The sequence below is a fragment of the Streptomyces sp. 12E genome, from assembly GCF_055633275.1.
The window spans coordinates 5,515,032-5,538,379 of record NZ_JBVNCJ010000001.1 but is presented as its reverse complement, the minus strand read 5'-3'; the positions used below and the strand labels follow the sequence as shown (position 1 = coordinate 5,538,379).

Genomic DNA, 23,348 nt, shown 5'->3' with positions numbered 1-23,348 from the left:
CCAGGGCCCGTGCGCGTGTGCGCCGTCGCGGCGTGCTACTCGGCGCTCACGACGGTGACTTCACCGATCCCGAGGGCCTCCACCGGCGCCTTGATCTGCGCCGCGTCGCCGACGAGGATCGTCACCAGGCGGTCCACCGGGAAGGCGTTCACGACGGCCGCGGTGGCCTCCACGGTGCCGGTCGCGGCCAACTGCCGGTACAGATCGGCCTGGTAGTGGTCGGGCAGGTGCTGTTCGACCTGGTCGGCCAGGGTGCTCGCGACGGCCGCGGCGGTCTCGTACTTGAGCGGCGCCACACCCACGAGGTTCTGCACTGCGACGTCGCGTTCGTCGTCGGTGAGCCCCTCCGCGGCGAGCGTGCGCAGCACCGTCCACAGGTCGTCGAGGGCGGGGCCGGTGTTCGGGGTGTCGACGGAGCCGCTGATCGCCAGCATCGCCGCGCCGGTGCCGTCCGGGGCGGACCTGAGGACCTGCCCGAACGACCGTACGCCGTAGGTGTATCCCTTCTCCTCGCGCAGGACGCGGTCCAGGCGGGACGTGAGGGTGCCGCCCAGGCAGTACGTGCCGAGCACCTGCGCGGGCCACACGCGGTCGTGCCGGTCGGGCCCGATGCGGCCGATCAGCAGCTGCGTCTGGACGGCGCCGGGGCGGTCCACGATCACGACGCGGCCGGTGTCGTCCGCGACCACCGGCGGAACGGGCCGCGGCCGGGCCGGGGAGCCGGTCCAGGCGCCCAGGGTGCCGCCGAGCAGCGCGTCCAGGTCGATGCCGGTGAGGTCGCCGACGACCACGACGGTGGCCGTGGCGGGGCGGACGTGCTTCTCGTAGAAGGCGCGTACGGCCGCGGAGTCGATGCCGGTGACCGTCTCCTCGGTGCCCTGGCGGGGACGCGACATGCGCGAACTCGCCGGGAACAGCTCCTTGGAGAGCTCCTTGGCGGCGCGGCGGGAGGGGTTGGCCAGCTCGTGCGGGATCTCGTCGAGGCGGTTGCGGACCAGCCGCTCGACCTCGCTGTCGGCGAACGCGGGCGCCCTGAGCGCGTCGGCGAGCAGCCCGAGACCCTTGGTGAGCCGGGAGGCCGGCACCTCCAGGCTGAGGCGGACGCCGGGGTGGTCGGCGTGCGCGTCCAGGGTGGCGCCGCAGCGCTCCAGCTCGGCGGCGAACTCCTCGGCGGAGTGCTTGTCGGTGCCCTCGGAGAAGGCCCGCGCCATGATCGTGGCGACACCGTCGAGACCGGCCGGCTCGGCCTCAAGGGGCGCGTCGAGGAGCACCTCGACGGCGACGACCTGCTGGCCGGGGCGGTGGCAGCGCAGCACGGTCAGGCCGTTGTCGAGCGTGCCCCGCTCGGGGGCCGGGAAGGCCCAGGGCTTGGCCTCGCCCGCCTGCGGCCGCGGGTGGAAGTCCATCGTGGCGAGCTCGGTCACTTCGCCGTCTCCTCGTTCTCGTCGGCGCCGGCGGCTGCGGCGGCTGCGGCGGCTTCCTCGGGGTCCTCGGCCTGCGGGGCGACCGGCTCGTAGACGAGCACCGCGCGGTTGTCGGAGCGCAGCCGGGCCTTGGCGACCTCCTGCACCTCCTCCGCCGTCACCTCCAGGACGCGCTGTACGGCGGTCAGGGCGAGCTGCGGGTCGCCGAACAGGACCGCGTACCGGCACAGTTCGTCGGCGCGGCCGGCGACCGTGCCGAGCCGGTCGAGCCACTCGCGCTCCAGCTGGGCCTGCGCGCGCTCCATCTCCTCCGCCGTGGGACCCTCCTCGGCGAACCGGGCGAGCTCCTCGTCGATGGCGGCCTCGATGACCGGCACCTCCACGTCGCCGGACGTCTTCACGTCCAGCCAGCCCAGGGAGGGCGCCCCGGCCAGCCGCAGCAGGCCGAAGCCGGCGGCCACGGCCGTGCGGTCGCGCCGTACCAGCCGGTTGTAGAGCCGCGAGGACTCGCCGCCGCCGAGGACGGTGAGCGCCAGGTCGGCGGCGTCGCACGCGCGCGTGCCGTCCTCGGGCAACCGGTAGGCGGCCATCAGCGCACGCGCGGGGACCTCCTCCTCCACGACCTCGCGCAGCTGCCCGCCCATGACCTCGGGCAGCGAGCCGTCGCGCGGGGCGGGCTTGCCGTCGTGGCCCGGGATGGAGCCGAAGTACTTCTCGATCCAGGCGAGCGTCTGCTCCGGGTCGATGTCGCCGACGACCGAGAGCACGGCGTTGTTCGGCGCGTAGTACGTGCGGAAGAACCGGCGCGCGTCCTCCAGGGTGGCCGCGTCCAGGTCCGCCATCGAGCCGATGGGCGTGTGGTGGTACGGGTGGCCCTCCGGGTAGGCCAGGGCGGTCAGCTTCTCGAAGGCCGTGCCGTAGGGGACGTTGTCGTAGCGCTGGCGGCGCTCGTTCTTGACGACGTCCCGCTGGTTCTCCATGGACTCGTCGTCCAGGGCGGTCAGCAGGGAGCCCATGCGGTCGGCCTCCAGCCAGAGGGCGAGCTCCAGCTGGTGGGCGGGCATGGTCTCGAAGTAGTTGGTGCGCTCGAAGCTGGTGGTGCCGTTGAGGGAGCCGCCGGCGCCCTGCACCAGCTCGAAGTGACCGTTGCCCTTCACCTGGGCGGAGCCCTGGAACATCAGGTGCTCGAAGAGGTGAGCCAGGCCGGTGCGTCCCTTGACTTCGTGACGCGAACCCACGTCGTACCAGAGGCACACCGCGGCGACCGGGGTCAGGTGATCCTCGGAGAGCACCACGCGCAGGCCGTTGGCCAGGCGGTGCTCGGTCGCTGTCAGGCCGCCGGAGCCTGCCTGGGCTGTGGCCGTGTGACCCATGGGCATGTACGTCCCTTCGATCGCGGAGGCGGTCGTCGAACCCGCCGTTTCTGCCGGTCCTGCCACTGTATGCAAGCGCGCGGAGCCCCGGCGAAGTTCCCGCCGGGGGCGGGCTACGCCGAGAGCGAGAATGCCGGCGCACGACCGCGGGCGGCCGTGCCTCCGTGCTCCACGGGCGTCCGTGCCTCCCCGGCGCCTCGAAGGCCCGGGAGACGCACCCCGGGGGACGGGGACGCCTCCCGCCCGGGCGAAGCCGAGCGTGGGGGAGGGCGGGCGCCGGGGGCGCCCCTGCGGGGGAGGCGCTCCGCAGGGCGCCGGGCCGTGCGGCGAACCCCCGTTCCGCGGCGCCCCGATCACCGGGAACCCCGCGCGGGAACGGTCCGCACACGCCGCGTACCCTGCCCTCCCCGGAGGCGTCCACGAGCGGGCCCTGGTCCCGCCTGTCAGTGCGACGGTCCACAATGGTCCGCATCAGATCCCGTCCCACGCTTCAGCAAGGAGCCGGCAGCGATGGCCCGCCGCAGCACGAAGACCCCGCCGCCCGACGACTCGTACGAGGAGAAGATCCTCGACATCGACGTCGTCGACGAGATGCAGGGCTCCTTCCTCGAGTACGCGTACTCGGTCATCTACTCCCGCGCCCTGCCGGACGCGCGCGACGGCCTCAAGCCGGTGCACCGCCGCATCGTCTACCAGATGAACGAGATGGGCCTGCGGCCCGAGCGCGGTTACGTGAAGTGCGCCCGCGTCGTCGGCGAGGTCATGGGCAAGCTGCACCCCCACGGCGACGCGTCGATCTACGACGCCCTGGTCCGCATGGCCCAGCCGTTCTCGATGCGCGTCCCCCTGGTCGACGGCCACGGCAACTTCGGCTCGCTGGGCAACGACGACCCGCCCGCCGCCATGCGGTACACCGAGTGCCGGATGGCCGAGGCCACCAGCCTGATGACCGAGTCCATCGACGAGGACACGGTCGACTTCGCGCCCAACTACGACGGCCAGGAGCAGGAGCCGGTGGCGCTGCCCGCCGCCTTCCCGAACCTCCTGGTGAACGGCGCGTCGGGCATCGCCGTCGGCATGGCCACCAACATGCCGCCGCACAACCTGCGCGAGGTCGTCGCGGCCGCGCGGCACCTGATCAGGTACCCGAACGCCGATCTCGACGCCCTGATGAAGCACGTCCCGGGTCCCGACCTGCCCACCGGCGGCCGGATCGTCGGCCTGTCCGGCGTCCGGGACGCCTACGAGAAGGGCCGCGGCACGTTCAAGATCCGCGCGACGGTCACCGTGGAGGACGTGACGGCCCGCCGCAAGGGCCTCGTCGTCACCGAGCTGCCCTTCACGGTCGGCCCGGAGAAGGTGATCGGCAAGATCAAGGACCTGGTCGGGTCGAAGAAGCTCCAGGGCATCGCCGACGTCAAGGACCTCACCGACCGCGAGCACGGGCTGCGTCTGGTCATCGAGATCAAGAACGGCTTCGTGCCGGAAGCGGTCCTGGAGCAGCTGTACAAGCTGACGCCGATGGAGGAGTCCTTCGGCATCAACAACGTGGCGCTGGTGGACGGCCAGCCGCTCACCCTGGGCCTCAAGGAACTCCTGGAGGTCTACCTCGACCACCGCTTCGACGTCGTACGCCGGCGTTCGGAGTTCCGCCGCGGCAAGCGGCGCGACCGCCTCCACCTGGTCGAGGGCCTGCTCACGGCGCTGGTGGACATCGACGAGGTCATCCGCCTCATCCGCTCCAGCGAGAACTCCGCGCAGGCCAAGCAGCGCCTGATGGAGCGGTTCTCCCTCAGCGACACCCAGACCCAGTACATCCTGGACACGCCGCTGCGCCGCCTCACCAAGTACGACCGGATCGAGCTGGAGGCCGAGCAGGACCGGCTGAACGCGGAGATCGAGGAGCTGACCCGGATCCTGGACTCGGACGCGGAGCTGCGCAAGCTGGTCTCCTCCGAACTGGCCGCGGTCGCCAAGAAGTTCGGCAACGACCGCCGTACGCTGCTGCTGGAGTCGGCCGACACCCCGGCCACCGCCGTCCCGCTGCAGGTGGCGGACGACCCGTGCCGGGTGCTGCTGTCCTCCACCGGCCTGCTCGCCCGCACGGCGGACGACGAGCCGCTCGCCGGTGGCGCCAAGCGGGTCAAGCACGACGTGATCGTCTCGGCGGTGCCGGCGACGGCCCGCGGCGAGATCGGCGTCGTCACCTCCTCCGGCCGTCTGCTCCGGCTGAACGTGATCGACCTGCCTCAGCTCCCGGAGGCGATGCCGGTGGCGAACCTCTCCGGCGGGGCGCCCCTGGCCGAGTTCGTGTCCCTGGAGGACGACGAGCAGGTGGTGTGCCTGACCACGCTGGACGAGTCGTCGCCCGGCCTGGCGCTCGGCACGGAACAGGGTGTCGTCAAGCGCGTGGTGCCCGACTACCCCTCCAGCAAGGAGGAGCTGGAGGTCATCACGCTCAAGGAGGGCGACCGGATCGTCGGCGCGGTCGAGCTGCGCACGGGCGAGGAGGACCTGGTCTTCATCAGCGACGACGCGCAGCTGCTGCGCTACCCGGCCGCGCAGGTCCGACCGCAGGGTCGCCCCGCGGGCGGTGTGGCGGGCATCAAGCTCACCGAGGGGGCGAAGGTCATCTCCTTCACGGCGGTCGACCCGGCCGCGGACGCGGCGGTGTTCACGGTCGCCGGCTCGCGGGGCACCCTGGACGACTCGGTCCAGACGACGGCCAAGCTGACCCCGTTCGACCAGTACCCGCGCAAGGGCCGGGCCACCGGCGGCGTGCGCTGCCAGCGGTTCCTGAAGGGCGAGGACTGCCTGGCCCTGGCCTGGGCGGGCGCGCTCCCGGCCAGGGCCGCGCAGAAGAACGGCGCCCCGGTGGACCTCCCGGAGCCCGACCCGCGCCGTGACGGCTCGGGTGTGTCCCTGCCGAAGACGGTGTCGGTGGTGGCAGGCCCGGTCTAGGCGGCCGGATCCTCCGCCGCCCCCTGCACATAGCGGAGTACGCCCCACATGCCGTGGTCGTCGGTGTGTGGGGCGCCGTCGCTCACGCACTCCTCCAGCTCCCCGCGGAGGGCGGTGGCGTCGATGCCCGACCCGATGAGCACGAGCTGCGTGAGCCGCTTTGCACCGGCGGGCCAGGGCTCGGGGTAGAACCGGAGGAACCGCCCCACGGCGTGCACGGCGTACCGGTTGCCGACGTCGTACGGCCCGAAGTCGACGTATCCCTTGATCCGGTAGAGCCCTTCGGGCCGGCTGTCCAGGAACCGGATCAGCCGCCGCGGGTCCAGCGGGCGCCCGGACGCGAAGGAGAGGCTGTCGTACGCGGCGTGCAGGTGTCCGGAGTGGTCGTCGTGGTCGTCGTGGTCGTCGTGGTCGTCGTGACGCAGATCGTCGAACGACAGCTGCCCGACGCGCTCCTCGCCCGGCCTGCAGTCGAAGAGGAACTCGGGGTCGACACGGCCGTACGTGGCGGGCACCACGGCCGCACGGTCGACGAGGGACCGGACCAGGTCCAGTACGCGCGCGGCGTCCGTGACCCGGTCCACCTTGTTGACGACCACGAGATCCGCGAGGCCGAGGTGCCGGTCGATCTCCGGGTGCCTGGTCCGGGTGTCGTCGAACTCGGCGGCGTCCACGACCTCGACGAGCCCGCCGTACACGATCCCCGGGTGCTCGCTGGCGAGCACCATCCGCACGAGCTCCTGCGGTTCGGCGAGACCGCTGGCCTCGATGACGATGACGTCGATCCCGGCGGAGGGACGGGCGAGCCGCTCGAGGTACACGTCGAGTTCGCTGCCGTCCACGGCACAGCACAGGCAGCCGTTGCCCAGCGACACGGTCGAGTCCCCGAGCGCCCCGGCGACGGCCATCGCGTCGATCTCGATGGCCCCGAAGTCGTTCACGACCGCGCCGATGCGGCTGCCGCCGCTGCGGTGGAGGAGGTGGTTGAGCAGGGTGGTCTTCCCCGAGCCGAGAAATCCGGCCAGCACCACGACCGGAATCTGCCGACCACCGCTCCGCTCCACCACGCGACTCCTCTCGCACCCGGGCGTGCCCCGGCCCGCGTCTGCGCGTACGCCCGGGGAATGACTGACGCACCAGGATACGAGCAGTGGGAACGACGGCGAAGTGAACGGTCGTCAGCAGCATCCACGGGGCAGACGTGGGGCAAGGCGCCGGTTCGTACGACCCCCGCTTCCCTCCGAGCGCCGCCTGGCCGCCTTCCCGCCGATCAGGGCCGCTCGGCACCCTGGAGGCGGCGAGCGCCGCCACCGCTCGCCGGTCTCCCACCGTGGCCCCGCAGCCCGACGACCCGCTGCTGCGGCTCGACGAGGCCGACACCGACGAGTGGCGGATGGTCGGGGACCACCGTTCGACCCGTGAGCCAGACGTCCGGGATGTCCTTCTCCGTCCTGATCAGGGTCTCTCTGGTGATCACGACGATGCGTTCGCGGTCGGCGCGCGCGGCGTCCTCGGGCAGCCGGGAATCGAGTGAATCAGTGGCGTCCGTACCGATGACGGCGAGATCCCCGTCGGCCGGCTCGAAGGCGTCGGGACATGCTCCACCACCGGTACTGCCTCGACAGCGCGGAGCGACACCGAGACGGCGGACGATCCGACTCACCGTTGGAATCTCCTCCACTCTCCGGGCAGGAGCGCCCACGCCCGCCGTCGCGGGCCGCGCGAGGGCGATCCTCACGGGTCCGCCGCCCGGTCGAGGAGAGTCGCAGGTGGCCGGATCAAGGTCACCCTCGATGGACGCGGCGCGTGCGGCATTCCTGCCGCCCGAAGGCGTGAAACCGTTTCGACTCCGATGAATCCTCCACAAGAGTGACGAGCGACCGAAGAATCGATGCTCAACCCTCTTCGGGGCAATGGTCATCGTTCAACGCACACCGCACGACGCCGCCGGGCCGGCGCGGCACCCACGGGCAAGTCAGGTTAGGCTCGCCTTTGTGAGTAGCACGTGCTCGAACCTCTCCCGCGAGCTCGACGAGCCGGTCGCGGGAACCGCGGCCATCGCGCGGACCTGGCTGCTGCTGGAGCAGCCCGGCCCCTGGGGGGCCAAGGCGCTCACCTCCAGCCACCTCGACCCCGCGCTGGGCCGCGCCCTGGAGGCCGCCGCCCGGGGCAGCGGGGTGCGGATCGCGCTCGTACGGCGGCCCGGGCGGCACGCGGACCGCCGGACGCCCGCCACGCGCCGGGTGTACGTCGCCCACACCGTTCCCGGAAACGTGTGGCTGCACGCGGCCACCGTCTCGGACCCCGAAGACCTGCTCGACCTCGACTTCGCCGCGCTCGGCAGGGGCGAGCCGGGGTCCTTCGCGGCCGCGCTCGGCGGACGGCCCCACGAGGGCGGCCCCCTCGCCCTCGTCTGCACCAACGGCAAGCGCGACCGCTGCTGCGCCCTCCTCGGACGGCCCCTGGCGGCCGAACTCGCCGCCTCCGGGGTCGAGGGTGTCTGGGAGGTCACTCACCTGGGCGGCCACCGCTTCTCCCCCACGATCCTCTGTCTGCCGTACGGCTACGCGTACGGGCGGGCCGAGGCGCACACCGTCAAGGAGGTGCTGCACGGCGTGGAGAAGGGCCGGATCGTCGTCGAGGGGTGCCGGGGGTGCTCCGCCTGGGAGCGGCCCGGCCAGGCGGCCGAGCTGGCCGTCCGGCGTGCGGTGGGCGAGTACGACGCACAGGCCCTGCGCGTCGTACGGACGGACGGCGCGGCACCCCGCTGGGAAGTGACCGTCGCCCACGCGGACGGACGCCGGTGGCTGGTGGAGGTCGCCCAGGGCGCGTCCCTGCCGCCCCGTCCGGAGAGCTGCGGGTCGGCGCTCGGCTCGCCCGCGCGGATGGACGTCGTGGGCGTCCGCGAGGCGACCCTGGCGGCGCTGGCGAGCTGACCACCCCTTCCACAGGGGCGGGAGATACCCGCCACACCCCTGCGGCGCCCCGCGCCCACCCACGTACCGTCATGGGCATGAACTCCACTCCCCCCGCACGCCGCCTGCGCCTCGGCCTGCCGCGGCGGGTGTTCTCGCAGGTCCTGCTGATGCAGCTGGCGATCGCCGCGGGAGTCGCGGTGCTGGCCACCGGGCTGTTCCTCGCGCCGCTCGGCGACCAGCTGGACGACCAGGCGATGCGCCGCGCGCTCGCGATCGCGCAGACCACCGCCCAGCAGCCGCAGATGGCGCGGGACCTGCGCGGGACGACACCGTCCCCGGACGGGCCGGTGCAACGGGCGGCCGAACGGATCCGGAAGGCCACCGGCGCCGAGTACGTCGTGGTGCTGGACCGGCGGGGCGTGCGCTGGTCGCACACCGACCCGGAGCGGATCGGCGGGCCGGTGTCGACCGACCCCGGTGAGGCGCTGGCCGGACACGACGTCATGGAGATCGACGAGGGCACCCTGGGACGCTCCGCGCGGGGCAAGGTGCCGCTGCGGGAGGACGACGGCGAGATCGTCGGGGCGGTCTCGGTCGGCATCGCCTACGACAGCGTCCGGGCCCGGCTGATCCACGCCATTCCGGGACTCTTCGCGTACGCCGGCGGCGCCCTGGCCGTGGGCGCGCTCGCGGCCTGGCTGATCTCCCGGCGGGTGCAGCGGCAGACCCGCGACCTGGCTTTCTCGGACATCGCGGCACTGCTCGCGGAGCGTGAGGCGATGCTGCACGGCATCCGGGAGGGCGTCGTCGCCCTGGACCGCGCCGGCCGTGTCCGCCTGCTGAACGACGAGGCGCAGCGCCTGCTGGGGATCGGCGAGGAGGCCGTCGGCCACTCCCCCGACCTCGCGCTCGGCGCGGGACGCACCGCCGATGTGCTGGCCGGACGGGTGACCGGTACCGATCTGCTCACCGTGCGCGGCCGACGGGTCCTGGTCGCCAACCGGATGCCGACGGACGACGGCGGCGCCGTGGCCACCCTGCGCGACCGCACGGAGCTGGACCGGCTCGGCCGGGAACTGGACTCCACGCGCGGGCTCATCGACGCGCTGCGGGCCCAGGACCACGAGCACGCCAACCGCATGCACACCCTGCTGGGACTGCTGGAGCTCGAGATGTACGACGACGCGGTGGAGTTCGTCGGCGAGGTCGTCGGCGATCACCGGGCCACGTCGGAGCAGGTCACCGAGAAGATCCGGGACCCGATGCTCGCCGCGCTGCTGGTGGGCAAGGCGACCGTCGCGGCCGAGCGCGGGGTGGCGCTGTGGGTGACGGACGGGACCCGGCTGCCGGACCGGCTGATCGACCCCCGGGGACTCGTCACCGTCGTCGGCAATCTGGTGGACAACGCCCTGGACGCCGTCGCCGGTACGCCGCACGCGCGCGTGGAGGTCGAACTGCGCGCGGAAGGGCGTACGGCGGTGCTGGTGGTGCGCGACACCGGACCCGGAGTTCCGCCGGAGCACCGCGAGTTGATCTTCACCGAGGGCTGGTCCACCAAGGAGCCGCCGGCCCACCGCGAGCGGGGCATCGGGCTGTCACTGGTGCGCCGGCTCGCCGAGCGGCAGGGGGGCGGCGCGAGCGTGGGGGAGGCGCGCGGAGGGGGCGCGGAGTTCACCGTCGTGCTGCCCGAGGCCCTGGCCGAACCGGGCGCGGAACCCGCGCTCACCGGGGCCTTCGTCCCGGGGACCGACGAGGAGGGGTCGCAGTGATCGAGGTCCTGGTCGTGGACGACGACGTCCGGGTCGCGCGGGTCAACGCCGCGTACGTCGAGAAGGTGCCCGGCTTCCATGTCGCCGGTCAGGTGCACAGCGCGGCCGAGGCGCTCGCCCGGCTGGAGGCGCTGCCCCGGCTGGATCTCGTCCTCCTGGACCACTATCTGCCCGACGAGACGGGGCTCGAGGTGGTGCGGGAGATGCGCCGGCGCGGGCACCAGGCCGACGTGATCATGGTGACGGCGGCCCGTGACGTGTCCACGGTGCGGGCGGCGATGCGCCAGGGCGCCCTGCAGTACCTGGTCAAGCCGTTCGCCTTCGCCGGGCTGCGCGCCAAGCTCGAGGCGTACGCGGAGCTGCGCCGCACCCTCGACGGCGGCGGTGAGGCGGAGCAGTCGGAGGTGGACCGCATCTTCGGCGCGCTGTCGGCGTCGTCCGAGCCCCAGCTGCCCAAGGGGCACTCCCCCACCACCGCGGAACTCGTCCGGCGGTCCCTGATGAACGCCGACGGCCCGCTGTCGGCCCAGGAGATCGCCGAACGCACGGGGGTGAGCCGCCAGACCGCCCAGCGCTATCTGAAGCTCCTGGAGCGCACCGGGCGGGCCACGCTGACCCTGAAGTACGGCGACGCGGGCCGCCCGGAACACCGTTACGCGTGGGCGACCCGCGCCTGAGGGCACGGCCCGGGGGTGGGGGAAGGACCGTGCCCTTCCTCCTCTTACGGATGGCGGCGCCGTCCTTCTCCGCCGGGCGCCTACACCGCCCCCGCGCCGGTCAGTGAGCGCACCTCGGTCTCCGCGTGCCTGGCCTCGTCGGGAACCTCGGGGGAGGTGAGCGTGCCGAGCCAGCCCGCGAGGAAGCCCAGCGGGATGGAGACCAGACCGGGGTTCTGCAGCGGGAAGAGCCGGAAATCGGCGCCCGGGAAGAGGGACGCGGGGCTGCCCGACACCACGGGGGACAGCAGCACCAGCACCACGGCCGGGATCAGGCCCCCGTACACGGCCCACACGGCGCCGCGGGTGGTGAAGCCGCGCCAGAACAGCGAGTACAGCAGCACGGGCAGGTTCGCGGACGCGGCCACGGCGAAGGCGAGGCCCACCAGGAACGCGACGTTGAGGTCGCGGGCCAGCAGACCGAGGCCGATCGCGAGCAGACCGACGCCGACCGCGGCGACCCGGGCCACCGCCACCTCACTGCGCTGCTTCCCGCGCCGGCGCCGCAGGGAGGCGTACAGGTCGTGCGCGACGGACGCCGAGGAGGCGAGCGTGACCCCGGCGACCACGGCGAGGATCGTGGCGAAGGCGACCGCGGCGACGATCGCGAACAGGACCGTTCCGCCCGTGGAGCCGGCGCCGCCGCCCAGGTCGAGCGCGAGCAGCGGCACGGCCGTGTTCCCGGACGCGTTCGAGGCGCGCACGGCGTCCGGTCCGACGAGGGCGGCGGCACCGAAGCCGAGCACGATCGTCATCAGGTAGAAGCCACCGATGAGGCCGATCGCCCAGACGACCGACCGCCGTGCCGCCCGCGCGGTGGGGACGGTGTAGAAGCGGGACAGGATGTGCGGCAGCCCCGCAGTGCCGAGCACCAGCGCGAGACCCAGACTGATGAAGTCGAACCGCGCGGTCCAGTCCGCGCCGTAGGCGAGGCCGGGCGCCAGGAACGCCTCACCGTGACCGCTGCGTTCGGCGGCGGTGAGGAGCAGCCGGTTGAAGTCGCCGTGGAACCGCAGCAGGACGAGGACGGTCAGCGCGATGGTGCCGCCGAGCAGCAGGACCGCCTTGACGATCTGGATCCAGGTGGTGGCCCGCATCCCTCCCAACGACACGTAGATCACCATGAGCACGCCGACGCCGACGACGGTCCAGGCCCGGGCCGCCTCGCCGGTGCCGCCGAGCAGCAGCGCGACCAGGCTGCCCGCGCCCACCATCTGCGCCACCAGGTACAGAACGGACACGGTGACCGACGAGGTTCCCGCCGCGATCCGCACCGGCCGCTCCCGCATGCGCGCGGCGACCACGTCGGCGAGCGTGAAGCGCCCGCAGTTGCGCACCAGTTCCGCGACCAGGAACAGGACCACCAGCCAGGCCACCAGGAAGCCCACCGAGTAGAGCATCCCGTCGTAGCCGACGAGCGCGATGAGCCCGGAGATGCCGAGGAAGGACGCGGCCGACATGTAGTCGCCCGCGAGGGCGAAACCGTTCTCCATCGGGGAGAAGAGCCGGCCGCCCGCGTAGAACTCCTCCGCGGAGCCCTGCCGGTGGCGGCTCACCCAGGTCGTGATGGCCAGGGTCACCGCGACGAACGCGCCGAACAGCAGCAGCGCCGGCAGCTGATGGTCGCCCGTCACGCCGCGCCGCCTCTCCCGCGTGCCAGTTCCTGGGCGTCCCAGCGCAGTTCCAGCGCCGCCCGGTCCCGGCGCAGCCGCGCGTGGCGGACGTAGGCCCAGGTGAGCAGGAAGGTGGTCAGGAACTGGCCGAGCCCGGCGAGCATGCCCAGGTTCACGGCGCCCGCGACGGGCCGTGCCATCAGTTCCGGCGCGGTCGTCGCGGTCACGACGTACGCCACGTACCAGGTGAGGAAGGCGAGGACCGCCGGCCCCACGAACCGCCGGTAGCGGCCGCGCACCTCCTGGAAGGCCGCGCTGCGCTGTACTTCGAGGTAGACGTCGGTCCCGTGCGCCCGGCGGTCCGGCGGCGCCGCCTCCGCGGGACCGGCCGACTCGCCCCAGCCCGAGGCCAGGGCGTCGTACCAGGGATCGTCGTACCTCACGTCCCCCGAGTTGCTTCGCTGCATGCCCAAGGATGGACAGAACGGGAAGATCCCCGACTCTTCTTCCCGTTCTGCTTCACCCCATCAGGTGACTGGGCCGTGCACGCGTCCCGCGCGTCCGCTAGGCGTCGATGCGCGAGCGGTCCAGGGTCGCCGCGGAGCTGGAGATGAACTCCTTGCGCGGGGCGACGTCGTTGCCCATGAGGAGGTCGAAGACCTGCTCGGCGGCCTCCAGGTCGGTGAGGTTGATCCGGCGCAGGGTGCGGTGGCGCGGGTCCATGGTGGTCTCGGCCAGCTGGTCGGCGTCCATCTCGCCGAGGCCCTTGTAGCGCTGGATCGAGTCCTTGTAGCGGATGTTCCTGCTCTGGAACTCCATGAGCTTGTCGCGCAGCTCCCGGTCCGAGTACGTGTACACGTACTTGTCCTGGCCCTTCTTGGGCTGGATCAGCTCGATGCGGTGCAGCGGCGGCACCGCGGCGAACACCCGGCCGGCCTCGACCATGGGCCGCATGTAGCGGTGGAACAGGGTCAGCAGCAGGGTGCGGATGTGGGAGCCGTCGACGTCGGCGTCGGTCATCATGATGATCTTGCCGTAACGGGCCGTGTCGATGTCGAAGGTCCGTCCCGACCCCGCCCCTATGACCTGGATGATCGCACCGCACTCGGCGTTCTTCAACATGTCCGTCACGGACGACTTCTGGACGTTGAGGATCTTGCCGCGGATCGGCAGGAGTGCCTGGAACTCGGAGTTCCGGGCGAGTTTGGCCGTGCCGAGGGCGGAGTCCCCCTCGACGATGAACAGCTCGCTGCGGTCGACGTCGTCGCTGCGGCAGTCGGCGAGCTTGGCGGGCAGCGAGGACGTCTCCAGGGCCGTCTTGCGGCGCTGCGCGTCCTTGTGCTGACGGGCCGCGATGCGGGTTCGGGCCGCGGCGACGGCCTTCTCCATGACGACGCGGGCCTGCTGGGCGGCGTCGCGCTTGGTCGAGGTCAGGAACGCCTTGAGTTCCTTGGAGATCACGTTGTTCACGATGCGGCGGGCCGCCGAGGTGCCGAGGACCTCCTTGGTCTGGCCCTCGAACTGCGGCTCGGCCAGGCGGACCGTCACCACCGCGGTGAGGCCCTCGAGGGCGTCGTCCTTGACGATGTCGTCCTCGGCCACGCGCAGCATCTTCTTGGCGCGCAGCACCTCGTTCATCGTCTTGGCGACGGCCTGCTCGAAGCCGGCGACGTGGGTACCGCCCTTGGGGGTGGCGATGATGTTGACGAACGACCTGAGCGTGGTGTCGTAGCCGGTCCCCCAGCGCATCGCGACGTCGACGCCGAGCTCGCGGGTGACCTCGGTGGGCGTCATCTGGCCGTACTCGTCGAGGACCGGGACGGTCTCCTTGAAGGTGCCCTGTCCGGTGAAGCGGAGGGTGTCGCAGACGGGCCGGTCGGAGGCCAGGAACTCGCAGAACTCGCTGATGCCGCCGTCGAAGCGGAACGACTCCTCGCCCTTGCTGCCGCCGTCGCCGAGCCCGTACTCGTCGCGGACGACGATGGTCAGGCCGGGGACCAGGAACGCGGTCTGGCGGGCGCGCTGGTGCAGCGTCTCCAGGGCGAGCTTGGCGTCCTTGAGGAAGATCTGGCGGTCGGCCCAGTAGCGCACGCGCGTGCCGCTGCGGGTCTTGGGGATCTTCTTGGCCTTGCGCAGTCCGCTCCCGGCCTCGAACTTCGCGTCCGGACCCATGGCGGCGAAGGCGCCGGGGACACCGCGCCGGAAGCTGATCGCATGGGTGTGCCCGCCCCGGTCCACCTCGACGTCCAGCCGCGCGGACAGCGCGTTGACGACGGAGGCGCCCACGCCGTGCAGACCGCCGGAGGCGGCGTACGAGCCGCCTCCGAACTTGCCGCCGGCGTGCAGCTTGGTCATGACGACCTCGACGCCGGAGAGGCCGGTCTTGGGCTCGACGTCGACCGGGATGCCCCGGCCGTTGTCCCGGACCTCCACCGAGCCGTCGTCATGGAGGACCACCTCGATGTGGTCGCAGTAGCCTCCGAGGGCCTCGTCCACGGAGTTGTCGATGATCTCCCAGAGGCAGTGCATCAGACCGCGGCTGTCGGTCGACCCGATGTACATTCCGGGGCGCTTCCGCACGGCCTCGAGCCCTTCGAGGACGAGCAGGTGCCGCGCGGTGTAGTTGGAACCGTCCCGGTCTGCTCCTGCCAGCAGCGCTGTGGACGGCACGGACGTATCGGCGGTCACGCGGTTCGCTCCTCGCTGAATTTCAGATGCGGCCCTCATGGGTAGGGGCGCGGCTTCAGTCACCGGTGAGAGGGTACCGAGGCCTGGTAGAGCCGTTGTAACGCCACCCTCGCTCGCAACCCACCCTAGTCGAGGTCGCATGCTTGTTCGATCCCTCGATGGAGTGAAGCACACATCACGTTCCCTTCGAGGCATGAACCATTTAGGCTCCGGGCACGTCCTCATGAACAACCGGCAAGCCAGCCGGGAGGGCCGACCACCGATACGAACGCGAATCCGTACGACACACCAGACACGCACTACGGCACATTCGCCGCCAACCGGCAACAGCCACCCACCTCGGAAAATTTTTTCGAGGAAAAGCCACGAGCGGGAACGTTTTGGGGCTGGTTGGATGTTGACCCTGGTACGACAGCTCGTCGAGCTAGAGAAGAGGCGACGTGACTACTGTTCTGACCCCCGCGAGCCCGCTGACGGCCGCCGATCGCTGCGACCGCTGCGGCGCCCAGGCATACCTGCGCGTCGTCCTGCTGAGCGGCGGAGAACTGCTCTTCTGCGCCCACCATGGCCGCAAGTTCGAGCCGGAACTCAAGAAGATCGCCGCCGAGATACAGGACGAGACGGAGCGGCTGACGACCCCTACGGCGACCGCTCCCGACACAGAGCGCTGACAGAGCGCCGACACCTCGCGTCCGACGACGAGCAGCCCGGCGCAGGCCGGTGAGCGGGCGGTTGCCTCCCTTCCGGAGGCAGCCGCCCGTCTCATGCCCGCACCCGAAGGGGTGCCGGCGGCTCGCCGGCGCCCCTTCGGCCGTTCTCAGCCCTGCGGCCACCCGAGGGTCCGCAGGATGTCGGAGACGCGCGTGTACACCCCGGGGCTGCCCGCCCGGCCGCACCCCGTCCCCCAGGACACGAGGCCTATCAGCCGCCCCTGGGCCACCAGTGGTCCTCCGCTGTCCCCCTGACAGGCGTCCCGGCCGCCCTGCGCCTCCCCCGCGCACAGCATCGTCTCGGCGCGGTAGGCGCCCTCGGAGCCACCCGGATACGCCTCCTCGCACAGTGCGTCGGGCTGCACCCGTACGCGCGCCGCGTGCAGACTGCCGGCGTAGGATCCGGATCCCGTGGTGTCCCCCCACCCGTAGACGGTGGCCGCGCCACCCGCCCGGTACGCGGGATCACCGGCTCCGGCCATGGCTATCACCGAGCTCGAAGGCAGCGGCTCGGCCAGACTGAGCACGGCGTAGTCGCCGGAATTGGTGACCCCGTCGTAGCCCGGATTCACCCAGGTACCGCGTACGGCTATCTCCCGGCCGCGTTCCGAGAGCAGTTCCGTACGCCCGGTGATCACCCTGAGATCACTCACGTACTCCGGGGACGCCCCCAGCACCTCCTCCCCCATGCAGTGGGCCGCGGTGAGCACGGTGGTCCGGCCGACCGCCACACCCCCGCAGAACTGTCCCGCCCGCGTACCCCCGAACCGGTCACGGCTGGACAGTGCCACCGTCCACGGCCCCTCCGAGACGTCGACGGGAAAACCACCGACGACGATGCTGTCGGCGGCCGCCGGAACGGCCGGGGCCAGCGGTATGACGGACGCGGCGGCCGCGAGGGGCAACAGCCTGGCCAGGGCCCGGGCAAGACGACGTCGCATGCACGCTCCTCACACTGGGGTGATCCTGAAGCACCCACAGTGAGGGACCCGGCCCGGGCCCGCACCCGCGAGGCAACGCGAAGGCCCGGTTCCCGAGGACGACGGGAACCGGGCCTGACGCAGGCCGGCGCACGACGGTGCGTCGTGGCGGGCGGACCTAGTCGAGGTAGTCGCGCAGCACCTGGGAACGCGACGGGTGGCGCAGCTTCGACATGGTCTTGGACTCGATCTGGCGGATGCGCTCGCGCGTGACGCCGTACACCTTGCCGATCTCGTCGAGGGTCTTCGGCTGACCGTCGGTGAGACCGAAGCGCATGGAGACGACGCCCGCCTCACGCTCGGACAGGGTGTCCAGGACGGAGTGCAGCTGCTCCTGCAGCAGCGTGAAGCTGACCGCGTCGGCCGGGACGACCGCCTCGGAGTCCTCGATGAGGTCACCGAACTCGCTGTCGCCGTCCTCGCCCAGCGGGGTGTGCAGGGAGATGGGCTCGCGGCCGTACTTCTGGACCTCGATGACCTTCTCCGGGGTCATGTCGAGCTCCTTGGCCAGCTCCTCCGGGGTGGGCTCGCGGCCCAGGTCCTGGAGCATCTGGCGCTGCACGCGCGCGAGCTTGTTGATGACCTCGACCATGTGCACCGGGATGCGGATGGTGCGCGCCTGGTCGGCCATCGCGCGCGTGATCGCCTGGCGGATCCACCAGGTGGCGTACGTGGAGAACTTGTAGCCCTTGGTGTAGTCGAACTTCTCCACCGCGCGGATCAGACCGAGGTTGCCCTCCTGGATGAGGTCCAGGAAGAGCATGCCGCGGCCGGTGTAGCGCTTGGCCAGGGAGACCACCAGACGGAGGTTGGCCTCCAGCAGGTGGTTCTTGGCGCGGCGGCCGTCCTCGGCGATGATCTCCAGCTCGCGCTTGAGCTTGGGCGCCAGCTTGTCGGAGTTGGCCAGCTTGTCCTCGGCGAACAGGCCCGCCTCGATGCGCTTGGCGAGCTCTACCTCCTGCTCGGCGTTGAGCAGGGGGACCTTGCCGATCTGCTTGAGGTAGTCCTTGACCGGGTCGGCGGTGGCGCCGGCGGCGGCGACCTGCTGGGCGGGCGCGTCGTCCTCGTCCTCGTCGGAGAGCACGAAGCCGGCGCTCTCGGCGCCCTCGGGCTCCTCCGCGACCTTGGTGTCCTCGAGGACCTCGTCGTCGCCCAGCTCGGCGTCGTCCTTCTTGGCCGTGGTCTTCTTGGCGGCCGTCTTCTTGGCCGTGGTCTTCTTGGCGGCCGCCTTCTTCGCGGTCGCCTTCTTGGCAGCCGTCTTCTTGGCGGGTGCCTCCTCCTCGGCGGCGGGGTCGGCGGCGGGCGCCGCCGGAGTCGCGGTGGCGGTGGCCTTCCGGGTGGTCACCGTCTTGGCGGCGACCGTCTTGGTGGCGGTGCGCTTGGCGGGACTCTTCGCTGCGACGCTCTTGCGGGTGCGCTTGGGCTCTGCGGCACTGACCATCAGCGTCACACCCTCTTCCTCGAGGATCTGATTGAGGCTGCGCAGTACGTTCTTCCACTGAGTGGCCGGAATCTGGTCAGCTTCGAAGGCCCGACGCACGTCATCGCCGGCGATCTGCCCCTCAGCCTTTCCCCGCTCAATGAGCGCCATGACAGAGACGGACTCGGCGATCTCCGGCGGGAGCGTACGGGATGTGCTGGCCGACACGAACAACCTCTCGGAACGTTGGAAAACGGCTTCCGGCCCCGTCCACAGTGGACAGGAGCCGACCGCCGGCTTGGAGATGGGCCGACGGCGCGGGCGGGGACCGGGGAGGATGCACAGCGCCATGAACGGCGTCCGTATTCCCTCCGCGGCTGTCACCTCTTAGGTCATCGCGTTCTTCCCAGGAGCGTTACGTCCAATCCGCGTGGCCCGAGTCACACCCCACAAGGGTGCATAACCGGTCAAATGATTACGAAAGCATTCACTCAGGGGCGAGGAGGTCACCTCTACGAGTCTGCCACGTCGTTCTGGGCATCGGACCCCGCGGGATCGTCGACGATCCCGCGGGGTCCGACGGGGGGCGGCTCATCGGTGGGGCGCTGCCACAGGAGGGGGATGGCAGGCCGGACCGTGCCGCCCGCGGAACGCGGTCAGTGCTCGCGCGGGGCGGGCACCACGCGTTCCACCTCTGGGTGGACCGTGAGCAGTTGGCGCATGGCCGCCTCGGCCGCCGCGCCGTCGCCGTCGGCGAGGGCATCGACGATCCGTCCGTGCTGCGCCAGGGACGTCTCGTTCGGCCGCTCACAACCCGTGACCGGGCCCCCCGAGACCTGCAGGGCGGCGGACACGATCCCGGAGAGGTGCTCCAGCATCCGGTTGCCGGCGATCTGGATGAGCAGGGAGTGGAACTCCGCGTCGGCGCGGGCGAAGGTCAGGGCGTCGCCCTGGCCCATGGCGTGGCCCATGATCTCGACCATGTCGGTCAGCCGCTGCTGGACGTCCTCCCGTCCGTGGCCGGCCGCCAGGCAGGCGGCGAGCGGCTCGATCGTCCAGCGCAGCTCACTGAGCTCACGGCGCTGGTCGTCGCGCTGCGGCCCGAAGGCCCGCCACTCGATGATGTCCGGGTCGAGGAGGTTCCAGTCGCTGACGGGGCGCACACGCGTGCCGACGTTGGGTCGGGCGCTGACCAGCCCCTTGGCCTCCAGGACGCGGAGCGACTCGCGGACGACGGTGCGGGAGACCTCGAAGCGCTGGCCGATCTCCTCCGGCACCAGCGGGCGGTCGGCGCCCAGGTCCCCGGAAACGATCATCTGACCCAGCTGCTGAACGAGTTGGCCGTGCAGCCCGCGCCCGCGGCTGCCGGCGGCCCGCCGGCCCACACGGCCCAGCTCCGGATCCGCGCCGTCCCAGGCGGGGACCCCGACGCGGTCGACGGCGGGCGCCTCGGCGTAGGGGTAGCGGTCGAGTTCGCCCGGGCTCGCGGGACCGGAGTCTGCGGAGCGGGCGGTGGTCATCATGGTGTGCGCAAGGGTACTCACGCATCCTTTGTCGGCTCCGCTTCCAACTCCCTTGAGGTCTTTGGTGAAAAGCACACGAAAGGGTGATCGCTCACCCCGTCGCAATTGACGCCTTATCGGAAGGAAATGGGCTTTTTGTGATGAATTGCAGGCGGGGATGGGCCGATGCGTTCGCGGGCGGTCACTATCGGACTCTGCTCCGCAGACCGGTGAGCACGTACGCGCACAGCAGCGCCGCCAGTGACAACGTCAGCGCGCCGCCGACGGGTTGGGCGATCAGACGCAGGACCGCGTCCAGATGGCGTTCGCCCCCGAAGGGCCACCGGAGCGGCGCACCGTCCCGCAGCCGCGACGCGAGCGGGACCGGGGTGCGCGCCGCCGGCCCTTCCGTCACCTTGTGCACGAGCGGCACGACGAGAAGGGGTACGGCGACGACGACCGCGAGACCGGCGGTGGTGGACCGGAACACGCCCGCGGCCAGCACGCCCGCACAGGCGCACCCGATCACGAGGCCGAGCCAACCCGCACTCAGCGACAGCCAGTCGGCGGGAACCTCGACGACCTCCCGTCCGTAGACGAGGTGGAGGAGCTCGGCATCGCACCCGACGGTCAGGACGGCCAGCACCACCGCGCCGGCCGAGGCCACGAGGAGCTTGGCGGTCAGCAGCCCCAGCCGCCGGGGCACGGTGCCGCGGTCCGCCGCAAGCGCGGGGTGGCGGAACTCGTCGCCGAAGGCCAGCGCGCCGAGCAGTCCCGCGCCGAGCGCCGCGGGCGGCAGCGGCAGCTCCCTCGGCCACGCGACCAGCAGGCGCGTCTGCGGGGTGTGCCCGACCCGCGCCAGCAGTACGGCGGTGAGCGCGGACACGACGAGCACGGCCGCCCCGACGAGGAACCCCGTGCCGACACCCGTGGCGCGGCGGATCTCGTAGCGCAGCGGACGAAGGGGCCTGGGGGCGGGGCGGACGGAGACGGAAGGGGGAAGCCCTGCGGCGGCGTCGTGCGCGCGGGCGGTCCGGCGCGAGCGGGCCTCGGGGGCCTGGGGGGCCTCCGAGGCGACGGATGCGTCCGGAGTCCTCCGGGCCGGGACGGCGGATGCGGGAGGTCCTTCGCCGGCCGGGGCGCCGAGACGGTGGTCCGGATCGCGTGCCGCGTCGTCCGCGGGCGGGGACACGTCGGGGTCCGGCCGCACGGGTTCCCCGGCGGCGTCGGCCGGGGCCGCCGGGTCGCCCTGCACCGGGTCGCTCGCCCCGGCGCCGGGACCCATGTCGCCTACCTCGTCGGCCAGTTGGTGCACGACGATGCCGTTTCGGAACGCGATCTCACCGACGTCCGCACAGGTACTGCCGTAGACGCGGAGGCGGTTGCCGCCCTCGTGCACGGCCTCCACGGACCGCCGGGTGGCGCGGGCCTCCTGTGCGAGCAGGGCGGAGAGACGGGCGGCGTGCGGGCTGCGGACGGCGACCCGGGGGCGCAGCCGGGTCCGCGAGAAGTCCGCCGCCTCCTGGTCGGCGACGAGCCTTCCCCGTTCCAGGGTGACCACGTGGTCCGCGATCCGCGCGGCCTCCTTCGGGTCGGCCGTGCTGCACAGCACCGTGCCGCCCTGGGCCGCGTACGCCCGGAGCGTGTCGTACAGCCAGCGGTTCTCGGCGACGGAGAGCCCTCGCGCGGGCTCGTCGAGCACGAGTGTGTGCGGGTCCGGCAGCAGGGCACAGGCCAGTCCCAGACGGCGGTCCATGCCGCGCGACAGGATGCCCAGGCGCTCGTCGCGCAGGCTCACGAGCCCTGCGGCCTCGAGGACTTCGTCGGCCCGGCGGGCCGGGACCCCCGCGGCGGCGCACAGCATGCGCAGGTGCCCCCGGACGGTGCGGGCGGGGTGGCCCGGCACATCACCGAGCAGCACGCCGACTTCGCGGGAGGGATGGGGGATGCGGTGCAGCGGGCGGCCCCTGAAGTAGGTGATGCCACGGCCGCGTTGGAGTTCGAGCATGAGCCGGATCGCCGTCGTCTTGCCGGCGCCCGGCGCTCCGAGCAGTGCGGTGACCCGGCCCGCGTGCGCCTCGAAGGAGACGTCGTCGACGGCGGGCGGAAGCTCTTTGCGGGGGCTGCTGGTCAGTCCGGTGGCCTGGATCACCCGATGCAAGATAGCGCGCCATATCGGGTTTTCCGGGCATCTCGCGACCCGGTGGAGGGGAAGGGCATCCCCAGCCGGGCCCGTTGGCGTGGCCCGGTCGTCCCGCGTCAGACCTCGGGACGCAGCATCGGGGGGTTGAGCAGGGTGGCTCCGCCGGCCCGGAAGAGCTGGGCGGGGCGACCACCCTGCCGGGTGGTCGTGCCACCGGTGGGGACCAGGAAGCCCGGCGTGCCCGTCACCTTGCGGTGGAAGTTGCGCGGGTCGAGCGCCACGCCCCAGACCGCCTCGTAGACCCGGCGCAGCTCGCCGACGGTGAACTCGGGCGGGCAGAAGGCCGTCGCCAGCGACGAGTACTCGATCTTGGAGCGGGCGCGTTCCACTCCGTCCGACAGGATCCGGGCATGGTCGAAGGCGAGCGGCGCCACCGGCTCGCCGTCCCGGCCGTGACCACCCTGCTGCAGCAGCTCCTCGACGGGCGCCCAGCGTGCGTTGCTGGCATCACCGCCCGCCCGGGGCGCGGGCAGGTCGGGGGCGAGGGCGAGGTGGGCGACGCTCACGACCCGCATCCGGGGGTCGCGCTCGGGATCACCGTAGGTGGCGAGCTGTTCCAGGTGAGCGCCGTTGTCCTGGGCGGGGACGGCGGGGTCGTGCACCCGCAGGCCCGTCTCCTCGGCCAGTTCCCGGGCCGCCGCCTGCGCCAGATCCTCGTCGGCCCGTACGAAGCCGCCGGGCAGGGCCCAACACCCCTGGAACGGCGCCTCGCCCCGGCGCACCGCCAGCGCACACAAGGCATGGCGACGTACGGTCAGCACGACCAGGTCCACGGTGACGGCGAAGGGCGGAAAGGCTGACGGGTCGTAGGGCATGCGGCGATCATAGTCGTCTTCCTGACGATAAACACTCCCTTCCCGGGTCGTGACGTCAATTGATCCACTTCGGTCCGGCGGGTCCGCCGCCGTGCTCTCCCCGTCGTCCGGCGGGGGCGTGCCACCGGGTCGGGCTCCCGACCGGAGCCCCCGGCCGCTTCCTCGATCACGGCGAGACCGAGCCGGCCGGTCCGTGCGGCGGAAGGGGCGCCCGCCGCACGCGGTCCCGTCGGGCCCATCTCGCCCAGTGGGACGC

16 protein-coding genes and 1 pseudogene are annotated in these 23,348 nt (G+C 72.0%); 5 read left to right on the top strand and 12 right to left on the bottom strand.

All coding sequences use genetic code 11. The features are described from left to right. Positions 1-35: 35 nt before the first annotated feature. Positions 36-1,424 (bottom strand): M16 family metallopeptidase, encoded by a 1,389-nt coding sequence (locus ACZ8ZB_RS25520; protein ID WP_470739960.1) that lies wholly within the window; start codon positions 1,422-1,424, stop codon positions 36-38. Continuing rightward, the gene (locus ACZ8ZB_RS25515) at positions 1,421-2,803 is read right to left on the bottom strand and encodes a M16 family metallopeptidase (RefSeq protein WP_470739959.1); all 1,383 of its coding nucleotides are present in this window, start codon (positions 2,801-2,803) and stop codon (positions 1,421-1,423) included. The genes ACZ8ZB_RS25520 and ACZ8ZB_RS25515 overlap by 4 nt, the downstream gene beginning before the upstream one ends. Before the next feature lie 504 nt (positions 2,804-3,307). Here ACZ8ZB_RS25515 and ACZ8ZB_RS25510 point away from each other — a divergent pair. Further along, entirely contained in the window at positions 3,308-5,758 is a 2,451-nt protein-coding gene (locus tag ACZ8ZB_RS25510) for a DNA gyrase/topoisomerase IV subunit A (RefSeq protein WP_470739958.1), read from the top strand. Here the strand turns inward: ACZ8ZB_RS25510 and ACZ8ZB_RS25505 are convergent. Both ACZ8ZB_RS25505 and ACZ8ZB_RS25500 read right to left on the bottom strand, forming a co-directional pair. After that, entirely contained in the window at positions 5,755-6,825 is a 1,071-nt protein-coding gene (locus ACZ8ZB_RS25505) for a CobW family GTP-binding protein (RefSeq protein ID WP_470739957.1), read from the bottom strand. The genes ACZ8ZB_RS25510 and ACZ8ZB_RS25505 overlap by 4 nt on opposite strands. 362 nt (positions 6,826-7,187) lie before the next feature. Then, positions 7,188-7,421: pseudogene (locus ACZ8ZB_RS25500) on the bottom strand (hypothetical protein); the annotation flags it as partial. Between the two features lie 331 nt (positions 7,422-7,752). Between ACZ8ZB_RS25500 and ACZ8ZB_RS25495 the strand changes: the two are divergent. The 3 genes from ACZ8ZB_RS25495 to ACZ8ZB_RS25485 all read left to right on the top strand — a co-directional run bounded on the left by ACZ8ZB_RS25495 (position 7,753) and on the right by ACZ8ZB_RS25485 (position 11,122). After that, complete coding sequence (locus tag ACZ8ZB_RS25495; RefSeq protein ID WP_470739956.1) at positions 7,753-8,694, top strand: sucrase ferredoxin; 942 nt, start codon at positions 7,753-7,755, stop codon at positions 8,692-8,694. A gap of 77 nt (positions 8,695-8,771) precedes the next feature. Then, positions 8,772-10,445 carry a sensor histidine kinase gene (locus ACZ8ZB_RS25490; protein ID WP_470739955.1) on the top strand — a complete coding sequence of 558 codons (1,674 nt, stop codon included), beginning with the start codon at positions 8,772-8,774 and terminating at the stop codon, positions 10,443-10,445. Beyond that, the gene (locus tag ACZ8ZB_RS25485) at positions 10,442-11,122 is read left to right on the top strand and encodes a response regulator (protein WP_470739954.1); all 681 of its coding nucleotides are present in this window, start codon (positions 10,442-10,444) and stop codon (positions 11,120-11,122) included. Before ACZ8ZB_RS25490 ends, ACZ8ZB_RS25485 begins: the two co-directional genes overlap by 4 nt. A gap of 80 nt (positions 11,123-11,202) precedes the next feature. Here the strand turns inward: ACZ8ZB_RS25485 and ACZ8ZB_RS25480 are convergent, their stop codons facing one another. The 3 genes from ACZ8ZB_RS25480 to ACZ8ZB_RS25470 all read right to left on the bottom strand — a co-directional run bounded on the left by ACZ8ZB_RS25480 (position 11,203) and on the right by ACZ8ZB_RS25470 (position 15,462). Then, entirely contained in the window at positions 11,203-12,795 is a 1,593-nt protein-coding gene (locus ACZ8ZB_RS25480) for a solute symporter family protein (protein WP_470739953.1), read from the bottom strand. Beyond that, the gene (locus ACZ8ZB_RS25475; protein WP_470739952.1) at positions 12,792-13,241 is read right to left on the bottom strand and encodes a DUF485 domain-containing protein; all 450 of its coding nucleotides are present in this window, start codon (positions 13,239-13,241) and stop codon (positions 12,792-12,794) included. Before ACZ8ZB_RS25475 ends, ACZ8ZB_RS25480 begins: the two co-directional genes overlap by 4 nt. Positions 13,242-13,338: 97 nt before the next feature. Further along, positions 13,339-15,462, bottom strand: a complete 2,124-nt coding sequence (locus ACZ8ZB_RS25470; RefSeq protein ID WP_470739951.1) for a DNA gyrase/topoisomerase IV subunit B — start codon at positions 15,460-15,462, stop codon at positions 13,339-13,341. A 440-nt stretch (positions 15,463-15,902) separates the two neighbouring features. Here ACZ8ZB_RS25470 and ACZ8ZB_RS25465 point away from each other — a divergent pair, with 440 nt between their 5' ends. Then, positions 15,903-16,133, top strand: a complete 231-nt coding sequence (locus tag ACZ8ZB_RS25465; RefSeq protein WP_470739950.1) for a DUF7455 domain-containing protein — start codon at positions 15,903-15,905, stop codon at positions 16,131-16,133. A gap of 146 nt (positions 16,134-16,279) precedes the next feature. On the opposite strand, the gene ACZ8ZB_RS25460 is transcribed toward ACZ8ZB_RS25465, so the two are convergent. From ACZ8ZB_RS25460 to ACZ8ZB_RS25440, 5 genes are all read right to left on the bottom strand, one after another. Beyond that, a complete protein-coding gene (locus tag ACZ8ZB_RS25460) occupies positions 16,280-17,113 on the bottom strand; it encodes a S1 family peptidase (RefSeq protein ID WP_470739949.1) in 834 nt (277 codons plus the stop codon). Between the two features lie 157 nt (positions 17,114-17,270). Beyond that, the gene (locus ACZ8ZB_RS25455; RefSeq protein WP_470739948.1) at positions 17,271-18,800 is read right to left on the bottom strand and encodes an RNA polymerase sigma factor; all 1,530 of its coding nucleotides are present in this window, start codon (positions 18,798-18,800) and stop codon (positions 17,271-17,273) included. A gap of 428 nt (positions 18,801-19,228) precedes the next feature. Then, positions 19,229-20,116, bottom strand: a complete 888-nt coding sequence (locus ACZ8ZB_RS25450) for a FadR/GntR family transcriptional regulator (RefSeq protein ID WP_470739947.1) — start codon at positions 20,114-20,116, stop codon at positions 19,229-19,231. Between the two features lie 163 nt (positions 20,117-20,279). Next, positions 20,280-22,226 carry an ABC transporter ATP-binding protein gene (locus tag ACZ8ZB_RS25445; RefSeq protein ID WP_470739946.1) on the bottom strand — a complete coding sequence of 649 codons (1,947 nt, stop codon included), beginning with the start codon at positions 22,224-22,226 and terminating at the stop codon, positions 20,280-20,282. A gap of 107 nt (positions 22,227-22,333) precedes the next feature. Continuing rightward, positions 22,334-23,092, bottom strand: coding sequence for an NUDIX hydrolase (locus ACZ8ZB_RS25440; RefSeq protein WP_470739945.1), 759 nt, complete (start codon positions 23,090-23,092; stop codon positions 22,334-22,336). Positions 23,093-23,348 lie beyond the last annotated feature (256 nt).

Bases quoted from the DNA above. Each gene is read 5' to 3' on its own strand.
- ACZ8ZB_RS25515 (WP_470739959.1), bottom strand. From the start codon at position 2,803: ATGCCCATGGGTCACACGGCCACAGCCCAGGCAGGCTCCGGCGGCCTG.
- ACZ8ZB_RS25510 (WP_470739958.1), top strand. From the start codon at position 3,308: ATGGCCCGCCGCAGCACGAAGACCCCGCCGCCCGACGACTCGTACGAG.
- ACZ8ZB_RS25490 (WP_470739955.1), top strand. From the start codon at position 8,772: ATGAACTCCACTCCCCCCGCACGCCGCCTGCGCCTCGGCCTGCCGCGG.
- ACZ8ZB_RS25475 (WP_470739952.1), bottom strand. From the start codon at position 13,241: ATGCAGCGAAGCAACTCGGGGGACGTGAGGTACGACGATCCCTGGTAC.
- ACZ8ZB_RS25460 (WP_470739949.1), bottom strand. From the start codon at position 17,113: ATGCGACGTCGTCTTGCCCGGGCCCTGGCCAGGCTGTTGCCCCTCGCG.
- ACZ8ZB_RS25440 (WP_470739945.1), bottom strand. From the start codon at position 23,092: ATGCCCTACGACCCGTCAGCCTTTCCGCCCTTCGCCGTCACCGTGGAC.